The following is a 19781-nucleotide window of genomic DNA, read 5'->3' on the forward strand; positions in this document are numbered from 1 at the left end:
TCATTTCCGCAAAATAGTATATCCGCTGCTTTGCAGCGCCTCGTCCAGCTTGACCGACAGCTCCTTCTTATGCGCAGTATCGCGGTAAGCGAGCGCCGCATACAGCTTGCCTTTGGTGCCTGCGGAGTGCTCCTTACCCGGCGGATGAAGCGTACCTGAAGTTAAAGGAATCACGCCTTCCCCGTTTCCCGCGCCGAACAAAATATTCGCTTGCTCCAAATGCCGCAGCAGCACTTCATAAGAGGCTTGCCCCATAGAAACCAGCGGAACCTGAATCAGAACCGTATGGATGTCTTCCCGGTTCAGATACCGGTCTACGCTGTGCTTGATCAGACTCATCGATTTCCGTGCGTTAATCTCGACCAGAGGCGCAATTGAGCCGTCGCGCAGCAGCATCGAATCCACACAGACGTCGCCATAATAGCCATCCTCGTAGAGTTTTCTCCCTATACTGTGCATGATTTCACAATAATTCTCCTGCTCCAGCCTATCCAGCAGCGCTTTGCCGGGAGACTGTGATTCTCCGAAGGCAAACCCATTGTTCACCAGTTGCTGCACAGACACAATGGAGATTGCACCTGCTTGATCAATATGAAATTGACAGGAGAAGTCCATTTCACGGTCGAGCAGCCGCTCCAGCACAAAGCGGATTCGCTTCTCCTTATTCCTGCCGGATTCCAGATACCCGGCAATTCTGCGCAGGGTCCGCTCGGAATCTACCAGCTGGTTTCCTTTGCCGGAAACACCATACTCATCTTTGATCAGGAACGGGCCCTTCTCCAGCAGTTGCAGCCCGGTATGCAGCAATTCCTGGACGCTGTCAACCGCTAACCCTACGTTAGGCAACGACAATCTGTCCCGCATCGCAATCGAGTAGGATTTGGTGTTCACGCTGCGTACCGTCTGCTCGTCCGGCAGCTCGGGCTGAAGGTGGTAGCGCCTTAGGGCATTCTGTGTTCCGGGAAGCACGGCAAAAGGGGAAAGGGACGCTCCCCCGGGTATCATCCTGGCTAATGGGTCTTCCGGGTCCAGTCTGTCCAGCAGCTCAAATATATTCAGACTCTCCTGCGCAGCACCTTCCTCTTGCAATGTCATCGGATACACATTGGTAGTGAATGCGTAGCCGAGGGAATGCAAATAATCGACCTGCGCTTTGTTCATGCCGTAACGGGTCAGCAGAACATCGCTGCTGCCGCAGAATACAAACAGCATTTCATCCATAGCCTGCACAATGGACATCCCGCTCAGGTCGGGAATGGAAGGCAGCGCGGCGAGGTCTTTCTCCCGCCAGTATCGTTCCGACTCAAAGCTGCCGCAATGCACCGTAGTCTTCATTGTCCGGTAAGTCCGGCAACATAACCCGTGAAACGGTCTACCGATTTCAAATGCTCCAGATCAAAGGTATCGAAATCAACTTCGACATTGAACTCATCTTCGATCCTAAGAATAAAATTAATAATCTGGAGCGAATCCAGAGCAGCGTCAATCGTCAAATCGGAGCTGCCGTCAAGCGTTTGCAACAACGCAGGATCCCCCTTGATTTCCGCTATGATTTCAATAACTTTTTGCTGCATGTGTATACTCCTTTCTCTGTGCTTACTTGGATGGAATGAAAAGAATATACCAAATTTAAAACTGTTAATATATGGTTGAATGCGCCAAAATATTCAGTTATACTAGATGGATTCCAGACTACTTATCTTACTTATTCTTCTACTTCTAGCTGAAACGGAGGTTCGTCTATGGAGGTTTTTCCGGTAGTTGCTGGGGAATATCTATTTGACACAAATTCACCGGTTCAAGTGTTGCTGACCGAAGAATCGCTCACATCTGTTCTCCACCAGCATGATTTCATGGAGATCGCATATGTGCTTGAGGGAGAGGGCATTCAGCTTATCGACGGGGACAAGATACAGGTTGCAAAAGGTGATCTGTTTGTCATCCCGCCTGGGGTATCCCATGTGTTCCAGCCCCGGGATCTGAGTGGAACACAGCGGCTGCGGATCCTGAACTGTATGCTGAGTCCGGAGGTGTTCAAGCTTCCTGCCGCTTTGCCAGCGCTCTTCACCGGGCCGTTCGAAGAAGAACAGCAACGCCGGTTACGGTTGCTGGAAGAGCAGAAATCCTGGTTCGGATACCACGAGCAGGGAATGGAACTGGAGGCCTTGTTCTGCCGCATGCAGGACTTACATAATAACAGCCCGTCGGCAGATCCATTGAGGCTGTATCCCTTATTGTTTGAACTTCTAAGGATTGTCGAGCCTTGTGCGGGAGTTCCTTTCTCAGACCGTTTACAGCAGGCTGATGATCCGCTGCATGATGTAATTCTATATATGGTCAGCAATTTTAAGCAGAGAATTTCATTGAAGGAGATCAGCCGCTATATTTCCATGAGCTCACGCCAATTTCAAAGACTGTTCAAATTGAAGACCGGCAAATCCTATATCCAGGTGTTTCAGGAAATACGTATGAAATACAGCTGTGCACTGCTGATGTTCACAGACTTTGGCATTCAGAAGATTGCGCTTGAGGTCGGGATCGGAGATATGAAATACTTCTACCGTTTGTTCCGCGAATACAGCGGGATGACACCGGGCAATTACCGTAATTGGGGGCACAGCCATTTCTCAATTGGCAAGGAGATGATAAGTTATGCTGAACATCCTGCCCGTTAAAAGCACCCCCTACCCTACACTTCGCAGCTGTATCGATGACTGTATTCAATCAGTGGCTGAATGGCAGGGTAAAGACAGCAAGTACATGTACGGCAATGCCTGGCAGTTCTCCTTCAAGCAACAACAGTCTTCAGAACAGTCCATCATCGACCGGGTATCTACTCCGCGAATCAGCAAGGAGTATCTGGCGGCTTATCATGGGATAAATTTCACATATGTGAACCGGGAAGAGCCGGCGATGGACAAGTCTTTTCTGCTTGATATGCTAGAGAAGCGGCTCGCTGGCGGCATGCCTGTTCTGGTAGGATTCGATTCCTATAGCTGCCCCTGGTGTCTGGCCTACCGTAAGCTGCATACTTCACATGCCTGTCTGGCTGTAGGCGTCGATCGTTCAAGCCGGAAAATTTATTTAACGGATGGCTACTACGGCCGCCCCCTGGAATCGGTGGATTTGGATGAATGGGAGTCCGCCTGCCATTTCTTCGCAGAGTTCAGCCTGTGCGAGCCATCGCGCCCCCTTGGGCAATGGCGCCTTGCCCTTGAGCATACGCTGCTGAATCAAGAGCATGAAGTCCAGCCGCTCCAGGTTGCGGAGCATCTAAGGGCCTATGCTGATGCCTACCTCGAGACAGGAATAATCGCAGAGAACCCTGAGGAATATAGTGCCTATTTCTTGCTGGCTGCCAACACCCTTCCGATCACACGGATAAGGTACAGCCTTTTCCTGAGTGCCATTTCCGCTGATCAAGAAGTGCCTGAGCTTACCCGCATTGCCGAGGGCTACCGGATTGCCGGGGAGATGTGGAATATGGTGAATCAATTTATGATAAAGGTGATGTGTTCGGGTAACAAACCCGCACAACGCGGCAAAATCCATAAGAAAATGCTTGAAATCATTCACTCGGAAGAAGAGCTGCTGCTTGAGCTGGTGCAATTAGTGAGCAAACCCGTATTCAAGAGTTAGATTTCCCATAGAACCCACTACAAATAGACCGCTCCTTATTAGGAACGGTCTTCTCTTATTACGCTTAGATCAAATAGATTTTAAGAATTCGTTAACGGCTTGAGTTTTTTTATCTCTGTTCAAACAACTACTTCTCTAATTGTTCCATGACCAGTGCAATGAACGACTGAACATAACTTTCCTGCTGTGCCTTGGGCTGCTGGCCATCCATATTGAATGCTTGGTCACAGTGTCTCCTGTTTCAACCTTGGCTAACGTCCCCTGATCAAGATAAGGCTGTGCCAACAAGGAAGAGACAAAGGTAATTCCATAACCGGCTATCACAGCCAGAATCGTCTCGTTCACTCCATTAAATTGCAGTTCGATCTTGGGTTGCCCTACTTTTCTGTCTTCACACAGCCGAAGCAGTCTCTCTCTGGCCGCACTACCTTCCTCTCTCATAATAAACGCCTCCGATACCATGTCTTCAAGACAGACCTGCTGCTTGGCAAAAGGGTGCCCGGAAGAAACCACAAACACGTACTCATCCTTGTACAATTCGCGGTATTCAAAGTTTCCCGTATTATGGGAAGGGAATTCCATATCACTGTAAATAGCCACGTCCGCTTCAAAGTTTATTAATTTTTCCATAGTTTCGTAAGAATTGGCGGTCGAAATCTGAATCCCAAGGTCGCGAAACCGTTGTTTAAATAAGGATGCCCATCTGGGAATGAGCAGGCTTGTGGCAAGGTAATTGCCTGCGATACGGATATTCCCCATCGGAAATTTGTGATAATCTTCAATCATTTGCTCTATTTGTTCACCCATGGCAAACAGTTTCTCAAGTGGCTGGATCAGCCTGTGTCCAAGTGGTGTGAGCGCCATCCTCTTCCCTCTCACTTCTAATAACGTAATGTTATTCTCCCGTTCAAACTTACGAATCTGTGCGGATATCGCGGGTTGGCTGATATGCAATCGCTCCGAGGCTTTGGTTACACTACCTGTTATCGCCACGTAATAAAACAATCTCAATACATGAAAGTTCATCTGAATACCTTCCTAACGATATGAATGGAACACTGTATTTGTGCAAACAGGAATTCGCAACTATAAATATACATTATGAATATTAATTATTATATAATGTTTATTTATATTCTCTTATTTTATACTTACAACTATAAATAAGGGAGGCTTCGAACATGACAGAAACCGTATTATATTTAACCCGCCATGGGCAGACAGAATGGAATTTGCAGAAAAGAATGCAAGGGCATCAGAATTCAGCTCTTACTAACCTGGGAAAGCAGCAAGCTGAATGGTTGAAGGAACGTTTAGAGGGAGAGAACTTAGGCGCGATCTATTCAAGTAGCAGTCTAAGAGCAGTGCATACCGCGCAAATTTTGAGGGGAAATCGAACGCTGCCTATTCAACAGTTGGATGAGCTGATGGAAATCAATATGGGGATATGGGAAGGAATGAAAACCGAGCAAATAGAGCAAGATTATCCCTTGCAATATGCTCGATTTTTCACCAGTCCTGATCTATATGTTCCTGTCAGCTTAGGCGAGACGTATAAACAGCTGGAACAAAGAGTGGTTCCTGCTGTTGACTGCATCCTTAACGATAACCCGGGACAGAAGCTGCTCATCGTTACACATCGAATAACCTTGAAAGTTATAATGGCTCATTTTCTCAATAAATCACTGCGGGAAATCGGGGAAATGCCGGATATTTTCTCCACTGCTTTATGTAAAGTACAAGTAATAAATGGAATACCATACGTCGATTTGCTGGGTGATACTTCACATTATCGTGGAGCACAGAACCAGGAAAGCAAAATCGGTAAAGCTACTTGTTAGCAAATGGGAGAACGGTTCAGGTTGAGTTAGGTCAAATTGCTTCTAAGGACTCCTATCTTTTTCAAATTCAATATAATTGATAACATGCAGCTGAGTGAAACTAGCCCCACCCATAGGAATAGTGAATACGACATCCACACGCTAATCATGTAGTAATTATTGTTTAACAGATAAGGCCAGAACATAACCAATACCAGCAACATCGCTCTTAGGATAATAACAAGAATTACTATAATCCTCTTGTTCCTTGTCTTTTCAACATTTTTATTTTGCTTGCTTCCTCCAACTAATTTAATCACCTTAAGACTTAAACTAATGGCTGCTAGTAAGGCCAGGAACGAAAATATCAAATCAAGCAATATATAACTGTCATCGTATGTAAATTTATTCATAGGATTACCATTCATATTCTCATGCAGGTTATGTGCAATCAGCGATGGTGCAGTTGAATTCAAATTAGTTAATACTAATACGGCCTCATGCTTCTCTATATCCATAATAAAATGTGAGGAATAATTAGGATTACTTCCACTGTGACTAATCACCCGTTCTTCTGGATCATTACTCCAACCGTATGAATAGTATTGGTTCTTCTCTTCATATCCAGCGGTTTGGAGGTCCACCTCATGAGATTGCTGAATAGCTCTCCTCAGACCATCCGGGATATCACCCATTCCTAATTGGGCATTCATCCAATGCTCCAAATCCTTTATATTCGTCACCAAATATCCAGCAGCAATATTCCCATAATACCTGGGGGCATCATATTGGAAGCTTTTGCCGAAAAACACCCGGTATCCTCTGGTAAGCTGATCCGGTTTCTGTTCCTGACCTGTTGAAAAATAACTGTCCGTCATTTTTAGCGGAACCAGTATATTCTGAGTAACATAATTCTGATAGCTTGTACCTGTAACTTTCTCAATAATCATCGCCAGAATATCATAATTTACAGTTGCATACTGATATTCTGCCCCCGGGTATGTATCCAATGAAATATCTGAAATCTTATTTATGGTTTCGTCAAGCAGATTCTCAGTAGTTCCTTCAGGAATTAACTTTATACTCCAAGACGGAATCCCACTTGTATGAGCTAACAGCTGATCAATTGTAAGATTCATATTCTCTCCTTGAAAGGTTGGGACAAAACGGGGAAGATACTCTGAGACAGAATCCGAAAAAGCCAATTTCCCCTCATCTTTCAACAGAATAATAGCCAGAGCTGTAAACGCCTTGGTCGTTGATCCCAATTCAAACAACGATTCTTCAGTGACCTTCTTGTCTAGGTCAACATCTGCGTATCCGTATACTTTATAATCTGTATTGCCCTGCTTGGATGAGACTATCGCTACTCCTGGAGTCGCTGTTTTGGCCATAAGGGTCTCTACCATATGCTCCTCAGTATCATATTTCCCTTCCGTAAACAACGTTCCAAACGCGCCCCTGTCAACAGCGGCAGTAATGATTACGATAAGCAAGATTACACTTGCTAGCGCTAAGCCTTTTCTCCTAAATAAGTTCTTCATTGTCTCTCCTCTTCATGTTCGTATTATTTCATACTCCGCACAGCCCCAAGTCATTAGAAGCTGCTGCCTGGAGCTACGCTCTTTATTTATCTTTGCGTTCTTCATTTAGTTAGACGTTCTATTCCTCAACTTCTCTGCAACTATTTGACAGGAATCCTCTCCACTAACCGTTTACACAAACTTAAAGACAACCAAAAAAAGCTCCCGCCAAAACATCAGCAGAAGCTTCTTTGAACTATTTTTAGACATTTCAGGTCAATTAGTATCTTCGTCACTTTTGTATTCTAAGATATCGCCAGGCTGACATTCTAAAGCCTTACAAATCGCCTCTAAAGTGGAAAAGCGAATTGCTTTTGCCTTTCCATTTTTTAATATAGACAGGTTAGCCATCGTGATTCCAACCCTCTCCGTAAGTTCGGTTACGCTCATTTTCCGCTTAGCCAACATCACATCAATATTGATTATAATCGCCATAGTTTTCACCTCAGACTGTCAAATCATTTTCAGATTTTAGTTCAATCGCCTCTGTTAAAAGCCTTTGGAGAACAGCAGCAAAAACGGCAATCACCATGGAGGCAAAGATAATAATCAATCCGATGACTATGATTCCAGGGGCATCATCCTTCTCCGCTATGAGATAGAAGAGTGGCATGCCTAACACATACACGCTGCTGATTGTAATTGCACAGTATTTTATATTTTTTAATACTCGTACTGATAATTCTGAGAAAGCTTTGTTCTTGTCAATATAGCCCAGAAGTTTAAAAGCTTGATACAGAGCAATGTAAAAAGGAATCGCCGATGCATATAAATCGAGATAAACGAGAAATTGGATGTACGTCATCTCCGGATACAATTCTGCTGCAAAATTCGCAATCTCAGGTACCAGAAATATGCACAAAGCCAGAACCGGGATTCCAATCAGAATAACTGCTGCCTTTAAAAAGAGTGTTGTTCCTCGTTTCATAAAAAGCCCCTCACTTATGTTTAAATTTAATATGACTTTAGCATATAATTTATCGTTTTTCAATAAATAATTAGTGTATTTAAATATATTATTGTTGTTATATGTAAAAGCAAAAAAAGCTCCTGCGGCACTATGCTGCAGAAGCTTCTATCTTTTCGTCACTTAAGCGCGACGCCCTTTACGTTCACTCAAACCTGCGACAACAGACCAGCTCTGTTGCCGGCTATTTAAAACACTTTTGTCGTCCACGATTCGCAGTTCCATGTTTCTGTCACGATATCGCGGTAAAACTCGGGCTCATGGGAGATCAGCAAAATGCTGCCCTTGTACGCCTTGAGCGCACGCTGTAGCTCGTCCTTCGCATCCACGTCGAGATGGTTGGTTGGTTCGTCCAGTACAAGCAGATTCGTCTCACGGTTGATCAGCTTGCACAAACGGACTTTGGCTTTCTCGCCGCCGCTTAATACCGCGATCTTGCTCTCGATATGCTTGGTCGTCAGACCGCATTTAGCAAGAGCCGCCCGAATTTCAAACTGCGTATAGGACGGGAACTCGGTCCAAATTTCTTCAATACAGGTGTTGTAGTTCGCATCCTTCATTTCCTGCTCGAAATACCCGATTTCCAGCAGGTCACCGAGCTTGACCGAACCGGAGATCGCCGGAATCTGGCCGAGAATGCTGCGCAGCAGCGTCGTCTTCCCGATCCCGTTCGCACCGACGAGCGCTATTTTTTGTCCCCGCTCCATGCGCAGGTTCAGCGGTCTGGACAGCGGAGAATCGTAACCGATCACGAGTTCATTCGTTTCGAAAATCAGCTTGCCGGAAGTGCGCGCGTCCTTAAAGTTGAACTGCGGCTTCGGTTTTTCCCTCGCGAGCTCGATAACCTCCATCTTGTCCAGCTTCTTCTGCCGGGACATCGCCATATTCCGCGTAGCCACGCTGGCCTTATTCCGCGCAACAAAATCCTTCAGATCTGCGATTTCCTGCTGCTGACGTTTGAACGCAGATTCAAGCTGCGATTTTTTCGCCTCGTACACCTGCTGGAAATAGTCATAATCCCCCACATAACGGGTCAGCGCCTGGTTCTCCATATGGTAGATCAGGTTGATGACACTGTTCAGGAACGGTATGTCATGTGAGATCAGAATGAAGGCATTTTCGTATTCCTGCAAATACCGCTTCAGCCACACGATGTGCTGCTCGTCAAGATAGTTCGTAGGCTCGTCAAGCAGCAGAATGTCCGGCTTCTCCAGCAGCAGTTTAGCCAGCAGCACCTTAGTCCGCTGCCCCCCGCTAAGGTCATGGACGTCCTTATCCAAGCCGATGTCCGTAAGTCCAAGTCCGCGGGCGGTTTCGTCGATTTTGGCGTCGATCATATAGAAATCCTGGCTCGTCAATGTGTCCTGAATGGTTCCAACATCCTCGAGCAGCTGCTCCAGCTCCTCCGGGGACACCTCACCCATTTTGCCGTACATGTCGTTCATCTCTTGTTCCATATCGAACAGATACTGGAACGCTCCGCGCAATACATCACGGATCGATTGTCCCTTGGTAAGCACCGCGTGCTGGTCCAGATATCCGGTCCGCACTCGTTTAGCCCATTCAACTTTACCTTCGTCCGGTTGTAGCTTGTCTGTGATGATGTTCATGAAGGTGGATTTACCTTCACCGTTGGCACCGATCAGACCGATATGTTCGCCCTTCAGCAGGCGGAAGGATACATCGGTGAAAATCGCGCGGTCTCCAAACCCGTGACTCAGCTTTTCTACGTTTAATATGCTCATGTATTTAACACCTTTTCCTTTATTCTTTATACTCGTCATATTATAAAGGCTAAAGCGCCACAACTCCATACGGTTTTAAAAAATCTTACATTTCCCTTAACCAAAAACAAGCCATCCCCTCACACGGTCTAAGGGGAAGGCTTGTTCAATTATGCTTCATTGCACTCTGGCTGGGCTGTCCCCGGTAGTATCAGAGCGCCGCAATCCGCTGCTGGATACGCGGAAACAACCCAAAGGCATTCTCGTAAAATACCTTCTCGTGATGTCGCTCAGGTACAAGCCGGCGGACGAATTCCGCATACAGGTCAATTGGGGCAAGCGGCCAATCGGTGCCGAACAACATTTTCTCGTAATGGTCGGAGTACACCAGCGCCCGGCGGAAATGGTCCATGAACAAGGGTTCGTTCATAAATCGTTCAAAATGGGGCCGGTCGCCGACGACAAGGCCGGACAAATCGGCATAGACATTCGGATTCTTGGCCACCACTTCGGCAGCGTCCATCACCCAGGGATCGCCCAGATGGCAGATCATAAAGTTCACACCGCGCTGCTGGTAAGCTAATTCATCCACGGTAAGAGGATGCGAATACTTAAGCAATCCATTCATCGAATACGTATCGCCGGTATGAATGACCACAGGCACGCCGTATTTGGCAGCCAGCTCATAGACCGGTGTATAGATTTTGTCATAAACGTAGTGATGGTAGTACCCGGCGTAGAGCTTAATTCCCGCTACCTCTGGAGCTTGCAGACGTGCTTCGATTCGGTCAAGCTCCTCTTGGACATGGCCCCCTGCGAGCATGTTCGGGTTAATGCCAACGCATTCCATTAAGAACGGTGGAACATTGGCTTCCAAATCAAGACCCATCGGATTGGGTGAAGTAGAGTCAGGAAAGGCTCCCTTCGTCTGTTCCGTGACCCCCATACCAATGCCGAGAACGACACCGTTCTTGTCAAATTCCGCCTTGAGGCCAGCGGCTGTGTAATCGACCTTGGACAGATCCGCCGCTGTTTGATGAAAGCTGTCGATGTCAGACAGATGAATGTGTATGTCAATGATCGGCATTTAAGCTCTCCTTTTCGTCAGTAGGACTGGTAAAGGCCAGCTTCAGGAGACCCCGTACATCCTCTGGATTCAGAGGGATCTCCCCCATGATCAGGAAGGTTGGCTGTGTCCAAGCGGTTTCTCCGTTCAGAAGTGGAAGATGATGACCCACATCATGTGCGAATACCTTATTGTTCACATACGCTGAAGCCCTTTGGTTGGGGTAATTATTCACAACATGCAGCATGTCCTTACGTGAAGTCGCACCGACTCGCAAGATCCCCTTGGAATCCAGATGAGCTTCCACTTTCCCAAGAAGGAACTTGCCTTCCCCGGGGAATTCCATCCACCCTTCGGAAAAGACAGGTGAAGGCTTGAAGTAACTATCCTCCGATAGCGAATACTGTGGCAGAACCATTCCACTTCCGTTGGTCACCGAATGCAGCATACAGAGCACAGGGACGCCGGGCAGCATAAGGTAATGCTGGTTGATTATGATCCCCCGGTTTGCCTCCTGCTTTTCGATAGAAGTGGTTAATCGCAGGCCTTTCCAAACATTGCCATGAACATCCTTCCGCTTCACCCATGCTGCGGTTCTCGGCTCCTGCTGCCGGCTGAATCCACCCATTCCGGAAATCCCTACGCCAAGACCACCGTACCAAGGATTCCACCAGGAACGCGGAACGGCTTCCGGGTAGGAGCTGTCCAGCCATTCTTCCCCTTGGTGCTTCAAGGAATGCACCACACTTCCGAACTGAGGGGCAGCCGCTATCGAGAGTACTCCGTTACTCACCGTATAAATAGAACCCGCCGGACCTTCTTCGATCTCGCAAACAACAGTTGTTTCCGTCTGAGGGAACCAGAGACCCAACCGCTCCTGAATGCGATCCTCTCCGCGATAGACGACCCGGACCTTCTGGCCGGAGTCGCTCTGTCCCGGCGATCCCATTTCCTCAGGAGAGAGTTCAAAGCCCGCAGAGCGTATATCCTGCTCCCTTTGCAACTCGATACCAGCCGCTCTCCGCTCCGCTCCGCCATCGTTTTGCACATACAGATCGAAGCTCCCTGCAAGCGGGGTCATCTTTCGTTCGAGTAGTTCTGCCTGAAGCGCACCTGCCGCAAACGGATTTCCGCCGCCGAGTGTGAGTTCCAGATGATCGTCCAGCACCGGGATGACCGAATTCTTCTGTTTTCTGGCAAAGGCGCGGAATTCCGGCCACTTGGGAAAGGTGTTTAGTGCAAACACAGTTGCCTTTGTCCGCACGACCTCTCCAGCGGAAATCTGCCCAAGGTTATGCTCAAGCCCAAGCGTGTATTCCGGGCGAAGCAGCTTCAGAGAAGGGTCCCAGCAAATTCCGCAGGTGACGTTCTCTTCCTTGCAGAACATCCAGTTCTCCGTGACCTGGTCGCTATCCCAAAGACCCGGATCGCCGGCGTACGCATCGCCCATGTCAACGTAATGTCCCTGATACGGCAGGATGAGCCGCTTGCCAAAAAAGCCGAAATTCGTCAGTACATACATGTTCTCATCCAGTGCTTTGCTGCTGGTGTTGCAGATCTCATGATGAAACTCAGCGATTCCGTTTGCGAATAGCTTAGCCACCGTTGTTATCTCCATACCCGGGAATTCATCCGACTCGTAGAGCGCTTCGAGAACCTGGCTCTCCCCTTCCGAGTAGATCTTCACGCTGACGGCCTGCTTCTTAGAGAATTCTTCTGCGAACGGCTTGCCTAGCTTCGGAAAGGTCCACCAGAAGTTGTGGCTGGAGCCGGGATATTCAATCCACATTCCATTGTCGGACTTGTTCATATGAAGCGAGAAGGCGCCGTTCACAGCGACCCACTGATCACCCTCCTGCCCGCCGAAGCGGCCCTGCGTTCCCTTCATTAGAACAGATAGTTTACTTGTGAAGGAGACCGCCTTTTGCCCAATTGGAACGGCCGTCACTTCAATATCTTGTGAGTAAAGCCCGTAGGACAACAGGGTGAAGGGCACCGGGATAGAGGCTTTGCTCTTAGCCGGAACCGTGAAGCGTATTGCACGTTCACCCCACTGCAGGAATTCCTCCTCCGGCAAGTCAAAAGCGAACTCCGCTTCCGAGGCGAAGTTATTCTCAACGTTCAGATACAGCTCGGCCGGAAGGCCCGGATACAGCTCCCGGGTTGGCAATACAATCTTCATCTTGACCGGAAATTTCGGAGCTACGCCAATGCGGAACTCAGCCCGCTTGCCACCGATGATCCATTGGCTCGTCACAACCGGATGGGTCTTCTTATCATTCTGCTCCTCCCGAACCGGATCAAGCTCGAAATCACCCTCTACAATGACCGTTTCTCCCGCAGCGAGCGTATGTGCAGCGGACAGGTCAAACCGGATGTTCTTGTCGTTCTGTCCCTTGATCTCAATCGCCAGCTCGGACGCAGAACGATTCTTGATCACATAACGAATCTTGTAAGCGGAGCCAAACACAAGATCATGATCGTCGATTTCAGTGGAGATTTCGTAGTCAGGTGTATCAAGAGCGGTCAGCCCGCGACCGGACTTCTCGAATTCTGCCCGCAAGGAGAGTTCTCCCTTTTGCCAAGTGTAATCAAAGAAATCAAAACCACGCTCCCGCCGGCCATCCGGCTGAATGGGAAGTTCGCGGGTGCTGTCAGCGTACCAATCCAGCTCCTCGAAATAGGGAGCAAGCGCTTCAGTCTGAAGAACAGTTGGAATGAAGTTCATCAGATGGACGTAATCTTCATTTTTTTCCCAGAAGAATCCGCATTTCTTATACATAGGCACAGCCTTGGTGTTGCCTGCCCAGGTAAACAGATCCAGACGAGGCCACCCCGCTTCGACGGTCTTGCGGACGGCGTTCAAAATCAGATTACGGCCTACCTTGTAACCGTGATAATCAGGTCGCACATTTAATAACGGTACGTACAAAGCCCCTTCATCTTGGCGGTAATGTGCAAAACTGCAGAATCCGACCACCTCTTTGCCATCGACAGCGAGAAACACATGAAGATTGGCCGAAACCTCCATCTCCCTGCGCACACTGTCTTCTGTTCTGTGGTTGGTGCCGCCGCCCCAGCTTTCGTTGCTACGGTTCCACATCTCTGCGACCGCCCCAGCGTAAGAAGGATCGTATTCAATAATGCGGATTTGTTCCGTAGGGATAATTGCTGTCATGAGCTCATCTCCTTATGTTTCAAATATGGATATGTAATCTTCTTTAGCAGAGCAATAATAGCCCTATAAGTTCTCATTATACTATTAATTGGAAGACCATTACGAGGGCTAAAACTCTTATACTTAAAGAGTACATAGCACAGTCTGACCCTATTATAGGAAATAGCGGCAGCCAAGGACGACGAAATTATGTCCGGACTGCCGCTGTTTTATTGGAGTATCATTCTCTCCTACCCTTAATGCTCAGCTTCTTAATTTAGGTTGCTAGAGCAAGCGCGTTACCGCGCTGACTAGTTCAACCCGCTCGTCTTGCGGCCATGACGTCCGCCTGACAAACCGGCACCCGGTCCCCTTCCCGGCTCCGGCACTAGCATGAGAATGACGATACCTGCGATGAACAGGACGACAAGGCTGAAGACCCCCATGTTCGTGTGGCCGGTGAGCTGCGCAGTGACTCCGATTAGAAGTGGTCCCAGAATCGATGCGAACTTGTCGAAAATATTATAAAACCCGAAAAACCGGTTAGCGTTCTCCTTCGGCACCATCCGTGCGAAGTAAGCCCGGCTCAACGCCTGAATGCCGCCTTGCGAGGTGGCGACCAGCATCGCAAGCACCCAGAAGTCGAACACCGACTTCATGAAATACGCGTAGATACATACGATGATGTAGACGCAGATACCGACATATAGCATGGTTTTGCCCGAGAACCGATCCGCCAGACGCCCGTACAATATTGCAAATGGAGCAGCGACAACTTGCGTGACGAACAATATAATAAGCAAATCAGTCGATTTGATGCCCAGATCAGTTCCATAAGCGGTAGACATCGTAATGATTGTCCCGACGCCGTCGATATAGAAAAAATAAGCGAGCAAGAAAAGGAAAATCGCGCGATGCTGCTTGATTTGCTTTAAAGTCTCGTAGAGACGCTTGAAGCTGTTCGCGATGATTCGCGGCTCGCGGTTCAAGTAATGCTTCTGATGTACATTGCGGAGCATGGGTAAAGTGAAGATGCCCCACCAGAGGGCCGTAATGAAGAAAGCGATTTGGCTCGACACCGTGACGGAGATCGGCAGAATCTCTTGCTCAGCAAGAAGAATGATCGCGATGCTGATGATAAAAGGAATCGTACTGCCTATATACCCGATCGCAAATCCGCGGGCAGACACCTTATTCATCCGTTCGTTGTCGGTGACGTCTACTAGGAACGCATCGTAAAACACATTGGAGCCCGTCGACCCGATTGCGATGAACATATAGCAGATGAGCAGCAGCTCCCAACTGTCGTTAGGAATAAACGTGAGCAGTGCAGTAGCGACTATGCCGAGCAAGCTGAAGCAGGCGAAAAACGTTTTTTTGAACCCTTGGTAATCGGCAATTGTGCCCAAGATCGGGCCTAGCAGGGCAAGGATAAACGTCGAAACTGCAACAGCATATCCCAGGTAAGCCGTAGAATCCGCGGCACTAATGCCAGCATCCTGAGCTGCTGCTTTGTAGAAGAGCGGGAAGACTGCCGTCGAAATGATGATGGAGTAGGCAGAATGACCCCAGTCGTACCACATCCAGCTTTTTTCTTCCTTCGAATATGTACTCATAAACTGGACCTCCTGAATGAAATGAATGCTTTTATGTATAGGATATGTGAGTTTGGACAGGGTGAGGTGACTCATAAAGGAAGTATAAGGCTTAAAATCGCAAAAATAACACGATATTTGTAAAAATTGCTGGATATAGATTTAAAAAAGAGCGATGAAGATGATCAAGAAAAAAACAAATTAGGCATTAGTCGTTACAGAGATAGGGACAGATACATAGTATGGGGTATAAGTTAAAGTAAAGGAGGAACAACAATGAGTGGTTGTGCAGGATTCGGAGGGTATACTTCTACTACTGTCATCTTGGTGCTTTACATTCTGTTGGTAATTGTTCTGAGAACGTTCTAAAATGATATTAAAAAAACAAGAGCCTACGCTATGGAGGCTCTTTTCCCATTTATGTTATGTGTACAATAAAGTAATGACAAGCAGCTCGTACAGGACAAGAGTTAGAATCATCTCATCACTACTGTAAGAAGGACTTCCGAAAAAAGCACGCTGCCCTCCTTGCTTTGGAACTGCGAAATACAGTAAGCCTCTGTCACAATGCACAATTCTCCCGACGTAAACTTGACCGTCCAGGGTTTCAATTCTGACAATTTGATTACCATGTTGTTTGCATATATGCTGTAGGTGGCTTCTAATGTTTTTTAAGTTTTGAACAGATTGGCTGTCTGCTTGATACAAAACTTTTTGCTGATATCCTGCAGTTTGAAAACTCATGGTTAACACTCCCTTCCTAATAAACTAATACATCATATGCCTAGTGCAATTACGTGGTTCGTTGCTTTAGAAAAAAGTTCTATGAACCTCCCCTCTTCCTTTTATTTGAAATGAACCCGTTTTATTTGGTATAACTATAAACAACTGGTAGGGAGGTGAGCTCATATGAACCATAAACCGCTTAAAGCACTAAATAAGCTGTACAAGTATCCTAATTACGATTACGACAGAGAGAGGGAAGTAAGCGTCTACCTGGTGGATACCCTGTCATCTGCCGATCGTGAACTGCTGGAACAGCATCATTGGCAGGCTAATGATATCGGGCACATCACACATGATTCTGTGATTCAGAGCCTGACCACGATGCAGGCGAATGCAAACCTTTCGTGGAAAGTGATTGCCGCCGCTTTTGTCACAGGTGTAGGAGGCAGCTTTCCACGAGGAATCTCCCCTTTGACCAGTTATCACCAAATGCTTCACACCCGCCCGCATCGTTATGAAGAAGCAGAACGTTTCCGCTTTTGTAAAGTGTGCGGGTTCAGCCACAACGATGAAGGCTGGACAAACGCATCCTATATTAGATATGCCATTCACTTAGGGAATGTATATGGAAATAGTCCAATCGGCGCCTATGTGGACATAACCGAGTTTGCGCAAATCATAAAGAATGAGCCTATAATCCCGAGTAGTGAGGATATTGCCATTTTTAATCGGCTGCTCCGCAGTCTCGCTGAGGCGCCGGAAGATGAGACTCCAGGTAAATATGAGAAACGCCTAACCTCCATGAAGCTGGTTAAAGGAACGGCAGGTGTGCGCCGGGGTATCCTGCAATCACTGGCAACGGTCGGCATCCTGCCCAATCAGGTGTTGGAGCTTCAAGCTGATCGTTGGAGCAATAGGGAAGACATTGTAAACGGAGAACTTCAGTTGAACAATACAAGAGGCCGGTCCGACATGGAAATGCCGTGGGCGGGATGGTACGGAGGCCTTGGGGTGGATTGGGACAAGGCGCAGCAGTTATTTGGCGAATGGATACAGCCCTAATATTAAAGCCCCTGCCATTAATGGCAAGGGCTTATTCCCATTCATCTTATCAGTATTTGCAGCATCATAAATCCTACAAATTAATCTGCAAAAGCATCAACTAGAATATATCTTAGTGAATCTGCAAGAATTGTATTTGTTGTTTGAACGGAGAATGTGTCGCCAGGTTTGATTTGATCCTTATTGTATACATCAAAAAATCCGAAATTCGAATCTTGAACATAAAATCGCAAATAGTTTCCTTTGCTTAATGATGATTTCCCCTCGTTGAGGGCTGTCACATTTACATTAATGATGGGTATTCCAGCTTTGTTGACTGTCGTTTGAATAGTTGAGTTTATAGGCCTAACCTTCGTATCGGATTTCCCGAGATGTCCCTCATCACTTACTACTCCCGAAGGCAAGTAGGCCGGATCGAGATTTAAACTTACAAGTCCTTTATTATGATCCCAGGTAGTCTCAATATGGAGTGCTTTAGTAACCACGCTCAATGGAATGAACATGCTTTCTTTGATTAAAGCTGGTACGGTATCCATCTCGGATTTCACATTATTTATTTCAATCTCTTTTGACCCAACTGTCATTTTTATAGTATAGTTCTTCTCTTCTTCCTTTAGATAGTTCTTTCTAGTTATCATAGCGTTTTTTGTCTTAGCATCATAATTCACGTCAGCAGCCAATAAATCAGATATGCTGCGCAATGGAACCATTAAACGATTTTTGTTATCAACATAAGGTGCATGGGGAGCGGTGTATGCCACGTAGAACTGATTAATTTTCAACAATAATGGTGATTTAACCGGTGCAGATGGAGTGGAAGCTGCATTTGCTATGGTGATCGATGAAAAAGTTGTTATCAGAAGACAAAGTATCATTATCTTTCGTTTGATGAACACATGTATCAACCTTTCAAGATAAAGTAGTAAAGACACCTTATGTGATAACACCAGAGAATATTTCCACGGCATCATAAAAATAAGGTGTCTTTAAATTTATTTACTCTAAACTCTACGTAGTCATAATTATTTTGAAACCTTTATTGTTACATTGTTGCTCGAAATGGTTACATTAGCAAAATCGGTACCGTTGGACACAGGAGTATATGCGCTACTGTCTATGAGAATATTACTCAATATACCTGTAACTTGTCCAGCAGCGTCCCCTTGAGGCACTTTATTAACTACTGTATCCGCAATAGTAGCCAAATACTTCCAACTACTGGTACTACTAACATAAGTGTTTGCTATCTCTGTAACAGCTGTAAGATACGTATTTGTTCCGTTTCCCTCATGATCAGCATAAAGAGCATAACCTCTTGTGGATAATCTAGTATTATTACCAAGATTTCGATAAATGGTTACATCTACATCTTTACCAGGAACATATCCATTTTTATACCAAATTTCATTATATGGACTTATGCGATTTCCTGGAACAGTATGTCCATCTCCTTCACTTCCCCAATAGTAGTTAATAGTTGGTTGCCACTTATTAACACCATATGCATTTGAAAATACAAGTCCCATATCTGCCTCAATAGTTCTGTTAGAAGTCCCTGACTTGTCCTTTCCTACACCGGAAAAACCGCCATAAATATAGGTTCTGGCTGTAGGTCCAGTAGTAGTGGCAGGGGTACGAATAACAAAGGTGTTAATGCTGCCATTTTTTTGAACTGTTGCTCGTCCCCCGATCCCACTTGGAATTGTGTCGGAGGCAGCAGCAGTTACTTCACTCTGATTAGATGTTATTTCGTTTTGTGCTAAATATTCTATTGGGTAAGTTAATACGTATTCATCAGCACTTACCGAAGACTTCTCATAAAAATATCCCGTATCTCCCTCTACAAATGTATAGTTAAATGTTTCAGGAATCGAATTTAAATTATTGGTTTGTTGTTTGTTCGATGTTGAATATTCTTCAGATAAATTACGTGCTTTTGATATAAAAGAATCTAGCTTTTCTTGAGCTGGTTTAATTCCTTCGCTTTGAATTTCAATATTGCTTCCTTCAGTTTCTGCGCTTGCTATCGTTGGAACAAGAAGCATTGAACTTAAAACCATTAAACATATGCCTTTCTTCAAAATCATAATATTTCCTCTTTTCTATAAATTCTTCAATTTTTTTATATTTGAAAGCCGGCCAGCTATTCAAAACAAAATTATATGATTGATAGTATAGAGGCTATGTATGACATCAATAGATATCGCTGACATAATATAACATTATATACCATAGAAAACAATGGGAATTTTTCTATTAATTCTATTGCGTCTTTTTGAATCATTCATAATTTCCTCATTTATCCAGCCCTCTCACAGATTCAGTTAATGTATTTACAATGAATCCAAAACAACCATAAACATACGTGATACAAATTTCGAATAAATACCCTCCGTTTGTTTTATTTTCCACACTCTAGTTACTAGTACCCTATTCCCTACT

The 19781-nt window shown here is 46.0% G+C and carries 18 protein-coding genes; 5 read left to right on the forward strand and 13 right to left on the reverse strand.

Annotated elements, in window-relative coordinates; translation table 11 throughout:
- Together ACQ76X_RS31445 and ACQ76X_RS31450 are read right to left on the reverse strand one after the other, a co-directional pair.
- Positions 1-1335 carry a hypothetical protein gene (locus ACQ76X_RS31445; protein ID WP_438497681.1) on the reverse strand — a complete coding sequence of 445 codons (1335 nt, stop codon included), beginning with the start codon at positions 1333-1335 and terminating at the stop codon, positions 1-3.
- Complete coding sequence (locus ACQ76X_RS31450) at positions 1332-1574, reverse strand: acyl carrier protein (protein ID WP_438497682.1); 243 nt, start codon at positions 1572-1574, stop codon at positions 1332-1334. Before ACQ76X_RS31450 ends, ACQ76X_RS31445 begins: the two co-directional genes overlap by 4 nt.
- A gap of 168 nt (positions 1575-1742) precedes the next feature.
- Between ACQ76X_RS31450 and ACQ76X_RS31455 the strand changes: the two genes are divergently transcribed.
- Positions 1743-2675: a helix-turn-helix domain-containing protein gene (locus ACQ76X_RS31455; RefSeq protein WP_438497683.1), complete on the forward strand. Its 933-nt coding sequence runs from the start codon at positions 1743-1745 to the stop codon at positions 2673-2675.
- Entirely contained in the window at positions 2653-3639 is a 987-nt protein-coding gene (locus tag ACQ76X_RS31460) for a hypothetical protein (RefSeq protein WP_438497684.1), read from the forward strand. The genes ACQ76X_RS31455 and ACQ76X_RS31460 overlap by 23 nt, the downstream gene beginning before the upstream one ends.
- 135 nt (positions 3640-3774) lie before the next feature.
- On the opposite strand, the gene ACQ76X_RS31465 is transcribed toward ACQ76X_RS31460, so the two are convergent.
- Positions 3775-4665 (reverse strand): LysR family transcriptional regulator, encoded by an 891-nt coding sequence (locus tag ACQ76X_RS31465; protein ID WP_438497685.1) that lies wholly within the window; start codon positions 4663-4665, stop codon positions 3775-3777.
- Between the two features lie 155 nt (positions 4666-4820).
- Between ACQ76X_RS31465 and ACQ76X_RS31470 the strand changes: the two genes are divergently transcribed.
- On the forward strand, positions 4821-5480 hold the full coding sequence (locus ACQ76X_RS31470) for a histidine phosphatase family protein (RefSeq protein WP_438497686.1): 660 nt from the start codon (positions 4821-4823) through the stop codon (positions 5478-5480).
- 26 nt (positions 5481-5506) lie between these two features.
- Here ACQ76X_RS31470 and ACQ76X_RS31475 read toward each other — a convergent pair whose 3' ends face one another.
- The 7 genes from ACQ76X_RS31475 to ACQ76X_RS31505 all read right to left on the reverse strand — a co-directional run bounded on the left by ACQ76X_RS31475 (position 5507) and on the right by ACQ76X_RS31505 (position 15572).
- Positions 5507-7003: a serine hydrolase domain-containing protein gene (locus tag ACQ76X_RS31475; protein ID WP_438497687.1), complete on the reverse strand. Its 1497-nt coding sequence runs from the start codon at positions 7001-7003 to the stop codon at positions 5507-5509.
- A 255-nt stretch (positions 7004-7258) separates the two neighbouring features.
- Positions 7259-7477, reverse strand: a complete 219-nt coding sequence (locus tag ACQ76X_RS31480) for a helix-turn-helix domain-containing protein (protein WP_038593853.1) — start codon at positions 7475-7477, stop codon at positions 7259-7261.
- 10 nt (positions 7478-7487) lie between these two features.
- Positions 7488-7970 (reverse strand): DUF2975 domain-containing protein, encoded by a 483-nt coding sequence (locus tag ACQ76X_RS31485; protein ID WP_342436026.1) that lies wholly within the window; start codon positions 7968-7970, stop codon positions 7488-7490.
- Between the two features lie 227 nt (positions 7971-8197).
- Positions 8198-9754, reverse strand: a complete 1557-nt coding sequence (locus tag ACQ76X_RS31490) for an ABC-F family ATP-binding cassette domain-containing protein (RefSeq protein ID WP_342436027.1) — start codon at positions 9752-9754, stop codon at positions 8198-8200.
- 190 nt (positions 9755-9944) lie between these two features.
- A complete protein-coding gene (locus tag ACQ76X_RS31495) occupies positions 9945-10820 on the reverse strand; it encodes an amidohydrolase family protein (RefSeq protein ID WP_438497688.1) in 876 nt (291 codons plus the stop codon).
- Positions 10807-13977: a GNAT family N-acetyltransferase gene (locus ACQ76X_RS31500; protein ID WP_438497689.1), complete on the reverse strand. Its 3171-nt coding sequence runs from the start codon at positions 13975-13977 to the stop codon at positions 10807-10809. The genes ACQ76X_RS31495 and ACQ76X_RS31500 overlap by 14 nt, the downstream gene beginning before the upstream one ends.
- 290 nt (positions 13978-14267) lie before the next feature.
- Entirely contained in the window at positions 14268-15572 is a 1305-nt protein-coding gene (locus ACQ76X_RS31505; protein WP_438497690.1) for an MFS transporter, read from the reverse strand.
- Positions 15573-15827: 255 nt separating this feature from the next.
- Between ACQ76X_RS31505 and ACQ76X_RS31510 the strand changes: the two genes are divergently transcribed.
- Positions 15828-15920: a YjcZ family sporulation protein gene (locus ACQ76X_RS31510; protein WP_231578298.1), complete on the forward strand. Its 93-nt coding sequence runs from the start codon at positions 15828-15830 to the stop codon at positions 15918-15920.
- A gap of 54 nt (positions 15921-15974) precedes the next feature.
- Here the strand turns inward: ACQ76X_RS31510 and ACQ76X_RS31515 are convergent, their stop codons facing one another.
- Positions 15975-16295 (reverse strand): hypothetical protein, encoded by a 321-nt coding sequence (locus tag ACQ76X_RS31515; RefSeq protein WP_076114330.1) that lies wholly within the window; start codon positions 16293-16295, stop codon positions 15975-15977.
- A 165-nt stretch (positions 16296-16460) separates the two neighbouring features.
- On the opposite strand from ACQ76X_RS31515, the gene ACQ76X_RS31520 reads away from it, so the two are divergent.
- Complete coding sequence (locus ACQ76X_RS31520) at positions 16461-17339, forward strand: hypothetical protein (protein ID WP_438497691.1); 879 nt, start codon at positions 16461-16463, stop codon at positions 17337-17339.
- Between the two features lie 80 nt (positions 17340-17419).
- Here ACQ76X_RS31520 and ACQ76X_RS31525 read toward each other — a convergent pair whose 3' ends face one another.
- Both ACQ76X_RS31525 and ACQ76X_RS31530 read right to left on the reverse strand, forming a co-directional pair.
- Positions 17420-18235: a copper amine oxidase N-terminal domain-containing protein gene (locus ACQ76X_RS31525; RefSeq protein WP_438497692.1), complete on the reverse strand. Its 816-nt coding sequence runs from the start codon at positions 18233-18235 to the stop codon at positions 17420-17422.
- A 126-nt stretch (positions 18236-18361) separates the two neighbouring features.
- Complete coding sequence (locus ACQ76X_RS31530) at positions 18362-19426, reverse strand: YrpD family protein (protein WP_076114327.1); 1065 nt, start codon at positions 19424-19426, stop codon at positions 18362-18364.
- Positions 19427-19781: the final 355 nt, after the last annotated feature.

Origin of the sequence: Paenibacillus sp. IHBB 3054, from assembly GCF_051594305.1 — a bacterium.
In the GTDB taxonomy this organism is placed as follows: Bacteria; Bacillota; Bacilli; order Paenibacillales; family Paenibacillaceae; genus Paenibacillus_AQ.

Bases quoted from the DNA above. Each gene is read 5' to 3' on its own strand.
- ACQ76X_RS31445 (WP_438497681.1), bottom strand. From the start codon at position 1,335: ATGAAGACTACGGTGCATTGCGGCAGCTTTGAGTCGGAACGATACTGG.
- ACQ76X_RS31450 (WP_438497682.1), bottom strand. From the start codon at position 1,574: ATGCAGCAAAAAGTTATTGAAATCATAGCGGAAATCAAGGGGGATCCT.
- ACQ76X_RS31455 (WP_438497683.1), top strand. From the start codon at position 1,743: ATGGAGGTTTTTCCGGTAGTTGCTGGGGAATATCTATTTGACACAAAT.
- ACQ76X_RS31460 (WP_438497684.1), top strand. From the start codon at position 2,653: ATGCTGAACATCCTGCCCGTTAAAAGCACCCCCTACCCTACACTTCGC.
- ACQ76X_RS31465 (WP_438497685.1), bottom strand. From the start codon at position 4,665: ATGAACTTTCATGTATTGAGATTGTTTTATTACGTGGCGATAACAGGT.
- ACQ76X_RS31470 (WP_438497686.1), top strand. From the start codon at position 4,821: ATGACAGAAACCGTATTATATTTAACCCGCCATGGGCAGACAGAATGG.
- ACQ76X_RS31475 (WP_438497687.1), bottom strand. From the start codon at position 7,003: ATGAAGAACTTATTTAGGAGAAAAGGCTTAGCGCTAGCAAGTGTAATC.
- ACQ76X_RS31480 (WP_038593853.1), bottom strand. From the start codon at position 7,477: ATGGCGATTATAATCAATATTGATGTGATGTTGGCTAAGCGGAAAATG.
- ACQ76X_RS31485 (WP_342436026.1), bottom strand. From the start codon at position 7,970: ATGAAACGAGGAACAACACTCTTTTTAAAGGCAGCAGTTATTCTGATT.
- ACQ76X_RS31490 (WP_342436027.1), bottom strand. From the start codon at position 9,754: ATGAGCATATTAAACGTAGAAAAGCTGAGTCACGGGTTTGGAGACCGC.
- ACQ76X_RS31495 (WP_438497688.1), bottom strand. From the start codon at position 10,820: ATGCCGATCATTGACATACACATTCATCTGTCTGACATCGACAGCTTT.
- ACQ76X_RS31500 (WP_438497689.1), bottom strand. From the start codon at position 13,977: ATGACAGCAATTATCCCTACGGAACAAATCCGCATTATTGAATACGAT.
- ACQ76X_RS31505 (WP_438497690.1), bottom strand. From the start codon at position 15,572: ATGAGTACATATTCGAAGGAAGAAAAAAGCTGGATGTGGTACGACTGG.
- ACQ76X_RS31510 (WP_231578298.1), top strand. From the start codon at position 15,828: ATGAGTGGTTGTGCAGGATTCGGAGGGTATACTTCTACTACTGTCATC.
- ACQ76X_RS31515 (WP_076114330.1), bottom strand. From the start codon at position 16,295: ATGAGTTTTCAAACTGCAGGATATCAGCAAAAAGTTTTGTATCAAGCA.
- ACQ76X_RS31520 (WP_438497691.1), top strand. From the start codon at position 16,461: ATGAACCATAAACCGCTTAAAGCACTAAATAAGCTGTACAAGTATCCT.
- ACQ76X_RS31530 (WP_076114327.1), bottom strand. From the start codon at position 19,426: ATGATTTTGAAGAAAGGCATATGTTTAATGGTTTTAAGTTCAATGCTT.